Here is a 14,272-nt window from a genome sequence, read left to right as displayed (position 1 = left end):
CTGCGCGATGCGCTTACCTGCTTGCGGTTTTCGCCGGTTTCTTACGTGGGGTCTTGCTTGGCGTCTTTGGCTTGTCGGGTTTGGCCGGCGCCTTCTTGCCCGCAGGTTTGCCTGCGCCGCCTCCGCCCAGGCTGCGTTTGAGCAACTCGGTAAGGTCGTAGACGTCTGCGCTTTTGCGCTCTTCGGTGCCGGGCTCGGCCTCGACTTCCTCGATCTTGCCCTTGCTGGCTTTTTCCTCGACCAGCTGCATGATCTTTTCTTCAAAGGTGTCGCGGTAATTCTCGGGCTGCCAGTCGGCGGTCATGTCTTCGACCAGCCGTTTGGCCATGTCCAGTTCGCCTTTGGCCAGGGTCGCGTCAGTGACGTTTTCGCCCAGCTCAAGGGTGTCCAGACCGCGCACTTCAGCTGGCCAGCGCAGCATCACCAGCACCATCGCCCCTTCCAACGGCATCACCGCGGCCAGGTGCTGACGCGAATGCAGCACCACGTTGGCCAGTGCGACCTTCTTGGTCCGAGTCAGGGTTTCGCGCAGCAATGCATAAACCTTCTCGCCGCGTTTGTCCGGGGCCAGGTAATAGGGTTTTTCGATATTGGCGAGGGGGATCTGCTGGCTTTCGACAAAGGCGAAGATGTCGATGGTCTGGGTGGACTTCGGGTGGGCGGCGCGAATTTCCTCTTCGCTGATGATCACGTAGCGGCCTTTCTCGAATTGAACACCTTTGACGATGTGCTCCTTGCTAACCTCCTTGCCGCTGACTTTGTTGACTCGCTTGTAGCCGACCGGGTCCATGCTGCGCTCATCCAGCCAGTCAAAATCGACGCCCTGGGTCGAAGTCGCCGAGACCAGCGCGACAGGAATATGCACCAGGCCAAAACTGATGGCGCCCTTCCAGATTGCTCGTGCCATTGCCGCTCACCTTCATGCCAGTTGTCTTCTGGATGACCCGCGGCGCGAACGAATAGTTTCAGCAATCGACAGCGGCGCAAGCCCGGCAATGCGCCCTCAGAGCATGACCCCATCGCTGTAGATGACCCGGCCCATGGCAGTGATATCACGGATTTCCCTAAGCATCTGATCAGCGGCGGTTTCCGCGTCGTTGGCACACACGCAGCCTGGCGCGATGACCCACAACACATGCACGCTGGCGCCCGGACACTTGGGCTGGTACTCGATCAAACCGACATAGCCCTGATCGTTTTCCATCGCATCGGTCCAGGCCGTGTAGTGCTTGAAATCTTTGAACATGATGAGCTCCTACCAAGTCACTGCGCTGCCGTGTCATCCGGTGGAATGTTTTTGCGGCTGCTGGTCGCGTTGATTACATGAGGTACAGCATTGAGAACGAATAAAGCCAGCAAAGTGCCCAGCACCGCGGTGGCTTCCCGACCAAGGCCCACGGTGATGCCAATGGCCGCCGTCAGCCAGATACCGGCGGCCGTGGTAAGCCCTCTGACTTCGGCGAAGGAATCGCCTTTGAGGATGGTACCGGCGCAGAGAAATCCAACACCGGCAACGATGCCCTGGATCACCCGGCTCATGGCGTCATGCTCGGCACCATCCTGCTCGGGCACCATGACAAACAGCGCCGAACCGATGGCCACCAGCATGTGGGTACGCAGACCGGCCGCCTGACCATTCTTTTCCCGTTCAAAGCCGAGCAGGCCGCCAAGAATGGCCGCCAGGAACAGGCGAATGGTCACCCGCGTCGCCTGCTCCAGCTCGGTCAGATCAGAAAATTCGTTGATGATCGTAGCCGTGATGCGTTCCCACGCACTCATGCTCGCGCGTCCAGCCCACGGGTTGCCGCCGCTGCAGGAACACCGAAGAAATACCGATGGGCGCCGCACCGGCTGCAGCTCTGATAGAGCACGTCGTCATCGCTGAAGTGGGCGTGGGAACCTCGCTCCCAGCTGCATCCGCCAAGCAAACAGACAATGGTCATTTTTTATCTCCACAGGCACATGTCGTACCGGTTACGACTGCGACCCGCTGCGGAGGTTTTAATATTTTTCGTTGCCGCGAAGTCCTTGAACAAGCGCGGAACTATTCACGCCGCGCATCGACCTTAACCATGAGCCACAGGCAAAACGGCGCATCGTCTGAGCTCACTATCTGCTGCACTATCGCTGTACGGGAGAGGATCCATGTCCAAATCAAACTGCTTTCTGGTCAGTTACATCTTCGACAATCAGCCCCATAGCGAGGAAGTGACCGTAGATGCGGAAAGCCTGACGCCGGAGCAGGCTCGCGGCCACATTCAGCCGCTGCACGGCGCCGGTGAGCTTACCGATATCCAGGTCACGCGCATCGTTCATCCCCATAAGTCGGACACCACCCCCGGTCATTACCAGCAGCCCTGATAACTCATTGGCTTGGCGTTTCGCCCTCTTTCGCAACCGAGTCCGCGTTGCGACCCGAAGGCGCCGTCCATCGTTTGCCGTGAACTCTTGCTCTGGATCATTTCTCCGAACACCACGGGCGCCGATTCGAGCCCGAAACAAATACCGGAGAAACGCTTATGCGCGCCCTCACCTATCACGGCAGCCTCGATGTCCGCGTCGATACCGTACCTGATCCCGTTATCCAGCAGCCTGACGACATTATTCTCAAGGTGACGGCGACCGCGATCTGCGGGTCCGACCTGCATCTGTATCGCGGCAAGATTCCCCAGACGGAGCATGGCGATATCTTCGGTCACGAGTTCATGGGCGAGGTGGTGGAGGCCGGCAGCGCAGTCACTGCGGTGAGCAAGGGTGACCGCGTGGTGGTGCCGTTCGTGATCGCCTGCGGCAGCTGCTTCTTCTGCAATCTGGAGCTGCACGCCGCCTGCGAAACGACCAACCCCGGGCGTGGCGCGATCCTCAATAAGAAGCAGATTCCATCGGGTGCGGCGCTGTTCGGTTTCAGCCACCTGTACGGCGGCATACCTGGAGGCCAGGCGGAGTACGTGCGCGTACCCAAGGCCAACACCGGCCCGATCAAGATCCCCGAGGGGTTGGATGACGAGCGCGTGCTGTTTCTCAGCGACATCCTGCCCACCGGCTACCAGGCCGCGCTGAATGCCGGGGTCAAGCCAGGCAGCAGCGTCGCCATCTTCGGTGCAGGCCCGGTGGGCCTGATGGCCGCGGCCTGTTCGAAACTGCTGGGCGCCGAGAAGATATTCATGGTCGATCATCACGCCTACCGCCTTGAGTTCGCTCGCGAAACCTATGGCGTGATTCCGGTCAACTTCGACGAAGTCGATCCGGCGAGCGCGATCATCGAGCAGACCGCCGGCTCTCGCGGCGTCGATGCGGTCATCGATGCAGTGGGCTTCGAAGCCAAGGGCAGCACCACCGAAACGGTACTTACCGCACTGAAAATAGAAACCAGCAGTGGCTATGCTCTGCGCCAGTGCATGGCTGCGGTACGGCGTGGCGGCACAGTGAGCGTGCCAGGGGTATACGCCGGGTTCATCCATGGTTTCCTGTTTGGCGATGCATTCGACAAGGGCCTGACCTTCAAGATGGGCCAGACCCACGTTCAGCCGTTGCTGCCGCGTCTGCTTGAGCACATCAACAATGGCGACCTGCATCCCGAAGTGATCATTAGCCACCGCATGGCGCTGGGCGATGCGGCTGAGGGTTACCGGATCTTCAACAAGCAAGAACAGGCGTGTCGCAAAGTGATCCTGCGGCCCTGAGCGAATAAGGAGGTTTACATGAGCCCTGAAAGCTTTTTGTTACTCGTAGGCTCGGCCTGGCTGCTGCTGACGGCCATGATGGTGCGAGGCATCCTGCGCGTCAGCCGGCCACCGCATCACAAGAGCGAAACCGGCTAGGCGGAACTTCAGCCTTAAGCGAATTCCCTGGTATCAGCCGAAGCGCCTGATCAGCAATGATCAGGCGTTGCGTTTCTGCACTGCCTGAATACGCGTGTATATCAAACATACAGTTCCTCTAATCAGCAAAGTTGCACTTTGATATTAGCTACCGCGTATTACACATCATGAAACCTCACCTTGATTGACACTTCCCGAGCGCTCCTTTCTGATGAATTACCGTAGGCGCAATAAGCCGGTGTGAACGCATTCGCGGCATATGCATCTACTTAACTGCGTTATTGCGACAGTACCTGATAATTCCGCCTTTTCATTAACTGAACAGGAACTTTGATCATGGCCAGCGAGCACGAACAAACAGCTGAATTCACTAGCCCTGATAGTTCGGTCGTGATTGACGACGCCGACTTTCGACAGCGTCTGGTCAGCGCTCTGACAACTCGCGCCCTGCCGCTTTTCCAGGAAACGGCGCGGCATGCCGTTGAAAACGGCTTGAGCGTCACGGTTGAACTCCTCACCGATGCCAGCGAAAGCCGGCCGCGCCTGGTGCTGACTGCGCAACATCCGGACGACGGGCTGGCTAGCAGTTACAGCATCATCGGCGACCTGGAAAATCGCTCGATCGTCCATGAAGAAGTGTATGCCGAACCGCCCGCCACCAATCGGCAGAACGCCCTGCTCCCCTCGATCAACGAAAAGGTGATCGACACCCGCCTGGCGACCTTCTTCAACAAGGCGTTTTCATTGTCGCTGCCACATATTCTTGATCGCCATCCCGCCGGCTTCTGGTAACTGCCCGGCGAGCCAGGCCTTGTCAGCTTCAACGCAGCCGAGACCGCTGCGTTAAAAAAGCGGAACTCCTGCTGCGGTGCACATTCAGAACAGGTAACAGCGACCTGATCGTGTGTGCCACAGGAGCCGTCTCATGCCCCGCGGAAGTAAAGCCAAATACACCGAAAAACAGAAAGCTCAAGCCGCTGAGATCGAAGCCAGCTATGTCGAAAAAGGTGTGCCCAAGGACGCAGCAGCGGCGCGCGCCTGGGCAACCGTCAACAAGCATTCCGGTGGCGGTGAACGCTCAGGCTCGGGCAAGCACAAGCCCGCCGCGAAAAAGGCCGAAGCCCGCGAAGACTCCGCGCAACGGGCTGCTGTTACCCGCATGGCGAGGGATCCCGCGGCGTTAGCGTCTCAGACCAAACAGCGTCTGATGGAAATGGCTCGTACCAAACAGATCCCTGGCCGCTCGACCATGGATAAGCATGCACTTATCGAGGCTTTGAAGAAGGCTTCATAAGTTCAAGGCGCAATGAATTCACATGGATTCATGCGCTCTTCGTTGATAGGAGAAACAGCAATGATCGCTAAAGTTTCCTCAGCACTATTAATCTGCTTGCTCTCGACCACTGCATTCGCTGATGCCTGTTATATCTCGACCCGTTCGCTAAGTACCAAGATTCCCGCAATCGAAGGCGAAAGTTGTTATGAATACCGCGGCGTAGAAGAAGCCTCGGTGGCCTGGTCATGCAGCAATGAAAGCGAAGGCATGATGGACCACCAGAAAAAGCAGCTTAAAAGCTGCCCTGGCGGCTCCTTCGGCACCTGTACCGCGGCGCTGACTCAGGAAACCCTGGCTAATCACAATTCCATCAGTGACCCGGAAGACAACAAGTCGGTAAACATTCCTACCGATGCGAAGATCGTGACCTACTTCTACAAGTCCGCCAACAAAGAACAGACGAAAACCGATTGCGAAAATGGTGGTGGCACTTGGCAGGTAAATTGAGCGTTCTCGATGTCGACCGCGATGAAAGTTTTATGAGTTCGTCTGCGCAGTCTGGCAAAAGCGCAGTCGTGTTGTTGCCCGTGCGCGAGCACATGACCGAGCACGAAGACCATGTGCAACACACCCTTGGCATCAAACTCGCCAAGTTGCTGGGTTGCCCATTTTCCGGTGTTCGCGAGGAATCAGCGCGACAGGAAAACCTCTATTACATCCCGACCGATACGCTGATTGGCGAGGCCAACTACCGCGAGCTTGGCATCCAAGCTGCGGAGGATTTCTTCGGTGGCTGGGTCAGCCAGCCCTTCATGGCTACCAAGGCAATCACCCACCCACTGTTCGGCGCTGTGCAACATGCGCCGCCGGGCTGGTCGACGACCTTTGCCGAGCAGGCGGGCGATGCAATTCTGGCGGGCTATACGGTGTTCGATCTGAATGACGCGGTAGACGCCGCCGAGGCACTTCTGCAGCGGGGGCCGTTGCGGGTGAAACCGGTGCGCGCCACGGCCGGACGCGGCCAGGAGGTCATTGCCTGCATCGAGCAGCTGAAAAATGTGATCGCGCAGATGGATGCCGAGGAAGTGGCAACCTGGGGCCTGGTGCTGGAGGAGAACCTGCACGAGGTCAGCACCTACAGCGTCGGCCAGGTCACAGTGGCGGGCATTACGATCAGCTATTACGGCACTCAGTGCCTGACCGAGGATAATACCGGCGACTCGGTTTATGGCGGCTCGGAACTGGTGGTGGTACGGGGTGACTATGACGCGCTGCTGGCACTTGAGTTACCCGACCCGATCAAGCTCGCAGTCGCCCAGGCGCAAACCTACGAGCGCGCCGCCGTGGCAGCCTTCCCAGGTTTCGTCGCGTCCCGGCGCAACTACGACATCGCCCAGGGGGTCGACGCGCAAGGACAACAGCGCTCTGGCGTGCTCGAACAATCCTGGCGTATCGGGGGCGCCAGCGGCGCGGAAATCCTCGCCCTGGAAGCCATGGCTGAAGATCCCTCATTGAACTGCATTCGGGCATCGACCCACGAACTCTACGGCGCCGATGCCAAACCACCGTTGCACGCGATCATGCTGTATCAGGGTAATGACCCGGATGTAGGCCCTATCACCAAATTTGCCCTGGTGGAGCCCTATGTCGCGTAGTGAAAGCGTAGAGATTCAGGTCGACGACGAACAGATCGCCGGCACCTTTCTGACCCCGAGCAACAAGGTGCCAGGCATTCTCTTCGTGCACGGTTGGGGCGGTAGCCAGCAGCGCGACCTGGCGCGGGCCAAGGGCATCGCCGGGCTCGGTTGCGTATGCCTGACCTTCGACTTGCGCGGGCACGAACGCACCCTGGTGCAGAAGCTCAGCGTCACCCGCGAACACAGCCTTGCCGATATCGTCGCCGCCTATGACAGGCTGGTCAGCCATCCAAGCATCGATACCGACTCGATTGCGGTGATCGGCAGCAGCTACGGCGGCTACCTGTCGACCGTGCTAACCACCCTGAGGCCGGTTAAATGGCTGGCGTTGCGAGTGCCGGCGCTGTACTGGGACGAAGAATGGTCGCTGCCCAAGCAGCAGCTGGACCGTGAACGACTGGCGCTGTATCGACGCAGCCGATTGGCGCCTGCCGACAATCGTGCGCTGGCGGCCTGCGCCGAATTCACCGGCGATGTGCTGATCGTCGAGTCGGAACATGACGACTTCGTACCCCACACCACTATCATGAGCTACCGCTCGGCCTTCGAAAAAGCCCATTCGCTGACCCACCGGATTCTCGATGGCGCCGATCACGGTCTGTCCAGCGAGCCCTGCCAGCAGGCCTATACCTCGATACTTACGGCGTGGATCAGTGAAATGGTGATCGGCGCACGGGTTGGTAACTACCCCCATTGAATGTACTGGGGCGGATGTTTTTTTCCATGCGGCATCAGCTTGAGGAGTCGCTCGCCATGACTATTTCCATTGATCCGGACGCCGGCACCTGCGTCATCGATTGCGCCGAGGGGCAGCAGCAGATGCTGATCCGCGACGTGGTGATCAGCACCGACAAGAACCTGCGGGCCTCGGTTATCCGTACCGAGCGTAGCCATACCATCGTCACCGAAGACGAGATCGATATCCTGCTCGCCGCAGGTGCCAAGGATGATCGGCAGAATCTGGTGTACGACGGCGGCTGAACCGCTACGGCTGACTGACAGCTATGAAACGCATATCGAGTTGTGCCGCACGCTGAACGTGCGCGCCCGCCTATCCTTTTTTGATTGCCAGCCCGCGGCTGCGCTGATATCTGTATATGCAAACAGTATCCGACCGCATCATGGAACAGCAGTTCGACCCCTCGCTCTACTACCTCGCTAACTTTCACAAGGCCCTTGCCTGGCTGCGGCAACGCTATGCCGACGTTCTGTGCGCCGAGGAGCAGGCCTTTATCGAGCAGTTCTGCCAGGTGCCTTCAGCCGCACAGGCGTTGTTGGTGCGCATGATCATGCGCAAGGGCCCGCACTTTCGGGCCAGCAAGCTGAGCTATGCGGAAATCGGTTGCCCGCTCCAGGCAAGCGGCGCCCTGCTCGAAGCCGGCTGGGTCCGGCATGACGCTGCGCTGTCGCTGGCAGAGTTGTTTGGCCTGTTGCGCAAGGTCGAATTGCTCGAGTGTTTCGCGGCCCATGATCACAAGCACCTGAAAAAGATTGATCTGCTGCAGCAACTGGCCGCGCACGATGGCCAACCTCAGGCATTTGCAGCCTGGTGTCCGGCGATGGATGAAACCGTACTGAGTCTGACCATCAGTGAATTCTGCGAACGTCTGCGCCTGATGTTTTTTGGCAACCTGCGTCAGGATTGGTCCGAGTTCGTCCTCGCCGACCTCGGCGTCATGCGCTACGAGCCCGTGGCCTTGAGCGACGATTCCCGGGCGTTCGTGCAGCGGTCCCAGGTCGACAGCTACTTGGCGCTGCAGCGCTGCTGGGAGCGCGCCGAATCTGGCGAGCTGATCGAGGACCTGTTGCCACAGATCAACGCCGTGCCTTGCGACAGCGCCTTTCTGCGTGCCCGGCGTGACAAGCTGCTGTATCGCATGGGCCAGTTGCTGGAGCGCCAGGCGAAGCTGCAGGAGGCCCAGGCGTTCTATGCCGGCAGCGCGTTCAGTGGCGCCCGGTTGCGCCACTTGCGCATGCTCGAACGACTCGGGCACCTGCAGACCGCGCTGGAACTTGCCAGCGCCGCGGCCCTGGCTCCGGAAAATGATGCCGAAGCCCAGGCCTTGCCGCGCATGCTGGCCCGGCTGCACCGACAGCTGGGGTTGCCTGCACCGGCAAAACCACGGGCGCCTGCCCCGGCTCGGATCGACCTGTGCCTGAACAGGCAAGCGGACCGGGTCGAATATTCAGTCAGGGATTATTTATACGACCCCGAAGCGCCGGTGCACTATGTCGAGAACAGCCTGATCTGCAGCCTGTTCGGCCTGCTGTGCTGGGAGGCGGTGTTCGCGCCCATACCGGGGGCGTTCTTTCATCCATTTCACAGCGGGCCGATGGACCTGCTCGACGGCGAATTCCGGCAACGTCGCGCGGCACTGTTCGCTGCCTGCTTTGCCGCGCTCGACGATGGCTCGTACCGCCAGGTGATTCGCCGTACCTACGCGGACAAATACGGCACCCAGTCGCCTTTCGTCTTTTGGGGCGCGCTGGATGAAACCCTGCTTGAGCAGGCCCTTGACTGCCTGCCTGCGGCCCATCTGCGCGCCTGGTTCGAGCGCCTGCTGGGCGACATCAAGGCCAACCGCGCGGGCATGCCAGACCTGATCCAGTTCTGGCCGGCGCAAAAGCGCTACCGAATGATCGAGGTCAAAGGCCCAGGCGACCGCTTGCAGGACAACCAGCGGCGCTGGCTGGCGTTCTGCGCCGAGCACGGCATGCCGATGGACGTCTGCTATGTGCAATGGGCCGACGCGTGAACTACAGGGTCGCCGTACGTGCGCTGTGCGAATTCACTGCCAAGGTCGGCGATCTCGACCTGCGCTTCACACCCTCGCCAACGGCGCAGGAAGGCATGGCCGGCCACGCCATCGTCGTTGGCCGACGCGGCCCCGGCTACCTTGCCGAGGTGGCGCTCGATGGCCAGTTCCAGGGCTTGCAGGTGCGCGGCCGCGCCGATGGTTATGACCCTGACTACAACCGCCTGGAAGAGATCAAGACCCACCGCGGTGACATCTCGCGCATTCCTGAAAACCACCGGCTGCTGCATTGGGCCCAGGTCAAGGTGTACGGCTGGCTGCTGTGCCAGCAGCGCGAGCTGGCACAGATCAACCTGGCGGTGGTGTATTACAACGTGCTGACCCAGCACGAAACGGCGTTCCATGAATGCTTTGCCGCAGATTCCTTGCGCGAATTCTTCGAGCTGCAGTGCAGCCTGTTCATCAATTGGGCGGAACATGAGCGTGACCACCGCCGCCTGCGCAACCAGGCCTTGGCACGGCTGCGCTTTCCCCATGCACAATTTCGCAGCGGCCAGCGGCAACTGGCGGAGTCGGTCTACCGGGCAGCCCGCGACGGCCAGAGTCTGATGGCCCAGGCGACCACCGGCATCGGCAAAACCCTTGGCACGCTGTTTCCCCAACTCAAGGCGTTTCCCGAACAGCAGCTGGATCGGCTGTTCTTTCTCACTGCTAAGACCCCTGGACGGCAGTTGGCGCTCGATGCCCTGGCCACCTTGCGCAGTCAGGAGCCGGCCATGCCGCTGCGGGTGCTTGAGCATGTGGCCCGCGACAAGGCCTGCGAGCACCCGAATAAAGCCTGTCACGGCGACTCCTGCCCGCTGGCCAAAGGCTTTTACGACCGCCTGCCCGCTGCCCGCGAAGCTGCCCTCGCGCGTCAATGGCTGAACCAGGACAGCGTGCGCGAAGCGGCGCTGGCCCATCGCGTATGCCCGTACTACCTAAGCCAGGAACTCTGCCGCTGGGCCGATGTGGTGGTATGCGACTACAACTACTACTTCGACATGGGCGGCCTGCTGTATGGCCTGACCCTGCTCAACGAATGGCGGATAACGCTGCTGGTCGACGAGGCGCATAACCTGATCGAACGGGCTCGCGGGATGTACACCGCCGAGCTCGACCAGCAGCGCTTCGATGCCCTCAGAGCCGTAGCACCGGCCGCGCTGAAGGCGCCGCTGGAGCGAGTCAGCCGGCATTGGCAGCAGTTGCACCGCGACCAGACATTGACCTATCAGGTGTACCCGGCCGCGCCGGACCTGTTCATCATGGCGCTGCAAAAGGCCGTCAGCGCGCTGACCGACCACCTGACCGACCAGCCCACCGGCAACCATGCCGAGCTGTTGCACTTCTACCTCAATGCCATGCTGTTCTGCCGCCTGGCCGAAGCGTGCGACAGCCACTCGCTGTTCGATATCAGCCGTACTGAAAGCCCGTCCGGGCCAGGCCGGTCGACTCTGTGCATCCGCAATATCGTGCCGGCGCCGTTTCTCGCCCCACGCTTCGAGGCCGCGCACAGCAGCACGCTGTTTTCCGCCACCCTGAGCCCCGCGCACTACTATGCGGACCTGCTCGGCCTGCCCGCAGCAACACCTTGGATCGATGTCGAGTCGCCCTTCAGCGCCGAGCAGCTGCAAGTCCAGGCGGTCAGCAATCTATCGACTCGCTTCGCCCATCGCGAGTATTCGCTGGCGCCCATCGCTGCCCTGATGGCCCGCCAGTTCGCCGAGAAGCCGGGCAACTACCTGGCGTTCTTCAGCAGCTACGCCTACCTGAGCCTGGTGCTGGACGAGTTCGTCGAGGCCCACCCGCAGATTCCGGTCTGGCAGCAGTCCAAACAGATGGACGAAGAGCAGCGTCAGGCTTTTCTCGAACGCTTCGACAGCCAGACCCAGGGCATCGGTTTTGCCGTACTCGGCGGCGCGTTTGGCGAAGGCATCGACTTGCCGGGCGATCGGTTGATCGGCGCATTTATCGCCACCCTGGGCCTGCCGCAGATCAACCCGGTCAACGAGGAAATCAAGCAGCGCATGCAGAGCATGTTCGGCAATCACCTGGGGTACGACTACACCTACCTGTTCCCGGGTTTGCAGAAAGTCGTGCAGGCGGCCGGCCGGGTGATTCGCACCCAGCAGGACCAGGGCTGCGTTTACCTGATTGATGATCGCTTCAACCAGGCCGCGATCCGCCGGCTGTTGCCGACCTGGTGGAACGTGCAGCGCTGCAGGCTGCCGCTGGCCGTGCGACCGTCGCCAGTTGAAGGCGCGCCAGAGCTGCCTTGAAGGCATCGCGCTACAGGTAGCGGCTGACTTCCACCAGATTGCCGTCCGGGTCGCGGAAATACAGCGACTCGATCGGCCCGGTCGCGCCGGTGCGTACCACCGGCCCCTCTTCGACCGTGACGCCCTGTTCGGCCAGATGGGCGAGGGTTTTCGCGGTCGGCCATTCGGTGATCAGGCACAGGTCGATGGCGCCAGGCGTGGGACGCATGGCCTTGGGCTCGAACTCGGCGCCATGCTGATGCAGGTTGAATTTCTGCACACCGAACAGCAACGCACTGCGGCCCTCGCCGAAGGTCTGCCGGCGCATACCAAGCACGCGCTGATAGAAATCCAGAGTGCGTTCGATGCTTGCCACGGTGAGCACCAGGTGGTCCATGCGTTCGATCATCAGTCGCGATCCAGCAGGTGAAAACGCGGCAACGAAACGTGCCAGCGGATCGCAGCCAGGCGAATCAGCAGCACCGTCAGCATCGCCACACCAGTATCCAGCCAGTGCGGAGTGCCAAGCTGACGCAGGCCGATAAAGGTCAGCGCGCCGGCAATACAGGCGGTTGCGTAGATTTCCTTCTGGAAGATCAGCGGGATTTCATTGCAGATGACATCGCGCATCACCCCGCCGGCCACGCCTGTCATCACACCCATGATCACCGCCGTGCTGGCGGGCACGTCGTGCTGCAGCGCAACCTCGGTACCGATCACGGTAAATACCGCCAGGCCGAAAGCATCCGCCAGCAGCAGGCCCTTCTCATGAATCGGCTGGGTCAGGCGAACCCAGATCACGGTGCCGACGGCTGCCACCGACGCGACGACGATGTAGAGGTCATTGCGAATCCAGCTGACCGGGTGGTTGTCCAGAATCACGTCGCGCAAGGTGCCGCCACCCAGCGCGGTAATCACCGCAATCACCAGAACGCCGAACAGGTCCATCGACTTGCGCCCGGCCATCAAGGCGCCGGTGATCGCGAAAACCGCTACGCCGAACAGGTCGGCCAGGTAGAACAACTGGGCCATAAACTCCTCAGTACTGAACAGGTGTGCGCATGGTGACGAACTCTTCCGCGGCCGTCGGATGAATGCCGATGGTGTCATCGAAAACCTGCTTGGTCGCCCCCGCCTTGAGCGCGACGGCAAGGCCCTGAATGATTTCGCCCGCCTCCGGGCCGACCATATGGCAACCCAGCACCCTGTCGGTGTCGGCATCCACCACCAGCTTCATCAGCGAGCGCTCCTGGCATTCGGTCAGCGTCAATTTCATCGGGCGGAATCGGCTCTCGTAAACAGCGACGTTGTGCCCGGCCTCCTTCGCCTGTTCTTCAGTCAGACCAACCGTGGCGATGTTCGGCAAGCTGAACACGGCGGTGGGAATCAGCTGGTAATCGACCTTGCGATAGTGCTCGGGCTTGAACAGCCGCCGTGCGACGGCCATGCCTTCGGCCAAGGCGACCGGCGTGAGCTGGACACGGCCGATCACGTCGCCAATCGCCAGAATCGACGGCACCGCGGTCTGGTATTGCTCGTCAACCTTGATAAAGCCGCTCTTATCCAACTGCACCTGGGTGTTTTCCAGCCCAAGGTTATCCAGCATCGGTTTGCGGCCGGTGGCGTAGAAGATGCAATCCGCCTGCAGCGTCCGCCCGTCTTCAAGCGTTGCCTGCAGGCTGCCATCGGCCTGCTTGTCGATACGGGTGATGTCGCTGTTGAACTGCAGGTCCAGGCCGCGCTTGGTCAATTCTTCGCGCAGATGGGTGCGGACCGCGCCATCGAAACCGCGCAGGAACATCTCGCCGCGATACAACAACGAGGTCTGCGCACCTAGGCCGTGGAAAATCGAGGCGAACTCCACCGCGATGTAGCCGCCGCCGACCACCAGTACGCGCTTGGGCAGCTGTTTTAGAAAGAACGCCTCATTCGAGCCAATCGCGTGCTCGCGCCCTGGTATGTCGGGGATATGCGGCCAGCCGCCGGTGGCTATCAGAATATGTTCGGCGCTGTAACGCTTGCCGCCGAGCTCGACACTGTGCGCATCGACGATACGCGCGTGGCCCTCAAGCAAGGTCACGCCGCTGTTCACCAGCAAATTGCGGTAGATGCCGTTGAGGCGTTCGATCTCGCGGTTTTTATTGGCGATCAGCGTCGCCCAGTCGAACCTGGCCTCGCCCAGTGACCAACCAAAACCCTGCGCCTGCTCGAAGTCTTCGGCGAAATGCGCGCCATACACCAGCAACTTCTTCGGCACACAGCCGACGTTAACGCAGGTACCTCCCAGGTAGCGGCTTTCAGCCACCGCCACACGGGCGCCATAACCGGCGGCAAAGCGCGCGGCGCGCACGCCACCCGAGCCGGCGCCAATCACAAACAGGTCGAAGTCATACGTCATTTCAGGCCTCCAGAACAGGCGGCAAGC

General features: G+C 60.7%; 17 protein-coding genes. 10 read left to right on the top strand and 7 right to left on the bottom strand.

All coding sequences use genetic code 11. The features are described 5' to 3' along the window. Positions 1-13: 13 nt before the first annotated feature. The 4 genes from ku to ACX0MV_RS07670 form a co-directional block, all read right to left on the bottom strand. Positions 14-907, bottom strand: a complete 894-nt coding sequence (gene ku, locus ACX0MV_RS07685) for a non-homologous end joining protein Ku (RefSeq protein ID WP_458981910.1) — start codon at positions 905-907, stop codon at positions 14-16. 96 nt (positions 908-1,003) lie between these two features. Further along, complete coding sequence (locus tag ACX0MV_RS07680) at positions 1,004-1,246, bottom strand: hypothetical protein (protein WP_458981909.1); 243 nt, start codon at positions 1,244-1,246, stop codon at positions 1,004-1,006. Between the two features lie 17 nt (positions 1,247-1,263). After that, entirely contained in the window at positions 1,264-1,779 is a 516-nt protein-coding gene (locus ACX0MV_RS07675) for an MgtC/SapB family protein (RefSeq protein ID WP_458981908.1), read from the bottom strand. Next, a complete protein-coding gene (locus tag ACX0MV_RS07670; protein WP_458981907.1) occupies positions 1,776-1,943 on the bottom strand; it encodes a PSPA7_2676 family Cys-rich small protein in 168 nt (55 codons plus the stop codon). The genes ACX0MV_RS07675 and ACX0MV_RS07670 overlap by 4 nt, the downstream gene beginning before the upstream one ends. 202 nt (positions 1,944-2,145) lie before the next feature. Here ACX0MV_RS07670 and ACX0MV_RS07665 point away from each other — a divergent pair, with 202 nt between their 5' ends. The 10 genes from ACX0MV_RS07665 (at position 2,146) to ACX0MV_RS07620 (ending at position 11,868) form a co-directional block, all read left to right on the top strand. Beyond that, positions 2,146-2,361: a hypothetical protein gene (locus ACX0MV_RS07665; RefSeq protein WP_458981906.1), complete on the top strand. Its 216-nt coding sequence runs from the start codon at positions 2,146-2,148 to the stop codon at positions 2,359-2,361. A gap of 158 nt (positions 2,362-2,519) precedes the next feature. Beyond that, positions 2,520-3,683: a zinc-dependent alcohol dehydrogenase gene (locus ACX0MV_RS07660; protein WP_458981905.1), complete on the top strand. Its 1,164-nt coding sequence runs from the start codon at positions 2,520-2,522 to the stop codon at positions 3,681-3,683. A 474-nt stretch (positions 3,684-4,157) separates the two neighbouring features. Then, on the top strand, positions 4,158-4,613 hold the full coding sequence (locus ACX0MV_RS07655) for a hypothetical protein (protein ID WP_458981904.1): 456 nt from the start codon (positions 4,158-4,160) through the stop codon (positions 4,611-4,613). A 133-nt stretch (positions 4,614-4,746) separates the two neighbouring features. Next, entirely contained in the window at positions 4,747-5,115 is a 369-nt protein-coding gene (locus tag ACX0MV_RS07650) for a termination factor Rho (protein WP_458981903.1), read from the top strand. Between the two features lie 60 nt (positions 5,116-5,175). Next, a complete protein-coding gene (locus tag ACX0MV_RS07645) occupies positions 5,176-5,604 on the top strand; it encodes a hypothetical protein (protein ID WP_458981902.1) in 429 nt (142 codons plus the stop codon). 32 nt (positions 5,605-5,636) lie between these two features. After that, positions 5,637-6,752 (top strand): DUF3182 family protein, encoded by a 1,116-nt coding sequence (locus tag ACX0MV_RS07640; RefSeq protein ID WP_458981901.1) that lies wholly within the window; start codon positions 5,637-5,639, stop codon positions 6,750-6,752. Beyond that, positions 6,742-7,491, top strand: coding sequence for an alpha/beta hydrolase family protein (locus tag ACX0MV_RS07635; protein ID WP_458981900.1), 750 nt, complete (start codon positions 6,742-6,744; stop codon positions 7,489-7,491). Before ACX0MV_RS07640 ends, ACX0MV_RS07635 begins: the two co-directional genes overlap by 11 nt. Before the next feature lie 56 nt (positions 7,492-7,547). Further along, positions 7,548-7,775 (top strand): DUF3203 family protein, encoded by a 228-nt coding sequence (locus ACX0MV_RS07630; RefSeq protein ID WP_458981899.1) that lies wholly within the window; start codon positions 7,548-7,550, stop codon positions 7,773-7,775. A 116-nt stretch (positions 7,776-7,891) separates the two neighbouring features. Further along, a complete protein-coding gene (locus ACX0MV_RS07625) occupies positions 7,892-9,550 on the top strand; it encodes a VRR-NUC domain-containing protein (protein WP_458981898.1) in 1,659 nt (552 codons plus the stop codon). Continuing rightward, entirely contained in the window at positions 9,547-11,868 is a 2,322-nt protein-coding gene (locus tag ACX0MV_RS07620; protein ID WP_458981897.1) for an ATP-dependent DNA helicase, read from the top strand. Before ACX0MV_RS07625 ends, ACX0MV_RS07620 begins: the two co-directional genes overlap by 4 nt. Before the next feature lie 10 nt (positions 11,869-11,878). Here ACX0MV_RS07620 and ACX0MV_RS07615 read toward each other — a convergent pair whose 3' ends face one another. The 3 genes from ACX0MV_RS07615 to gorA are packed head-to-tail and all read right to left on the bottom strand — an operon-like array spanning position 11,879 to position 14,245. Next, complete coding sequence (locus tag ACX0MV_RS07615; RefSeq protein WP_458981896.1) at positions 11,879-12,256, bottom strand: VOC family protein; 378 nt, start codon at positions 12,254-12,256, stop codon at positions 11,879-11,881. Continuing rightward, the gene (locus ACX0MV_RS07610; RefSeq protein ID WP_458981895.1) at positions 12,256-12,879 is read right to left on the bottom strand and encodes a trimeric intracellular cation channel family protein; all 624 of its coding nucleotides are present in this window, start codon (positions 12,877-12,879) and stop codon (positions 12,256-12,258) included. Before ACX0MV_RS07610 ends, ACX0MV_RS07615 begins: the two co-directional genes overlap by 1 nt. A 7-nt stretch (positions 12,880-12,886) precedes the next feature. Next, complete coding sequence (gene gorA / locus ACX0MV_RS07605; protein ID WP_458981894.1) at positions 12,887-14,245, bottom strand: glutathione-disulfide reductase; 1,359 nt, start codon at positions 14,243-14,245, stop codon at positions 12,887-12,889. Between the last annotated feature and the right edge of the window lie 27 nt (positions 14,246-14,272).

This window comes from Pseudomonas cistanchae (genome assembly GCF_054483635.1).
This window is presented reverse-complemented; position numbering and strand designations above follow the sequence as displayed.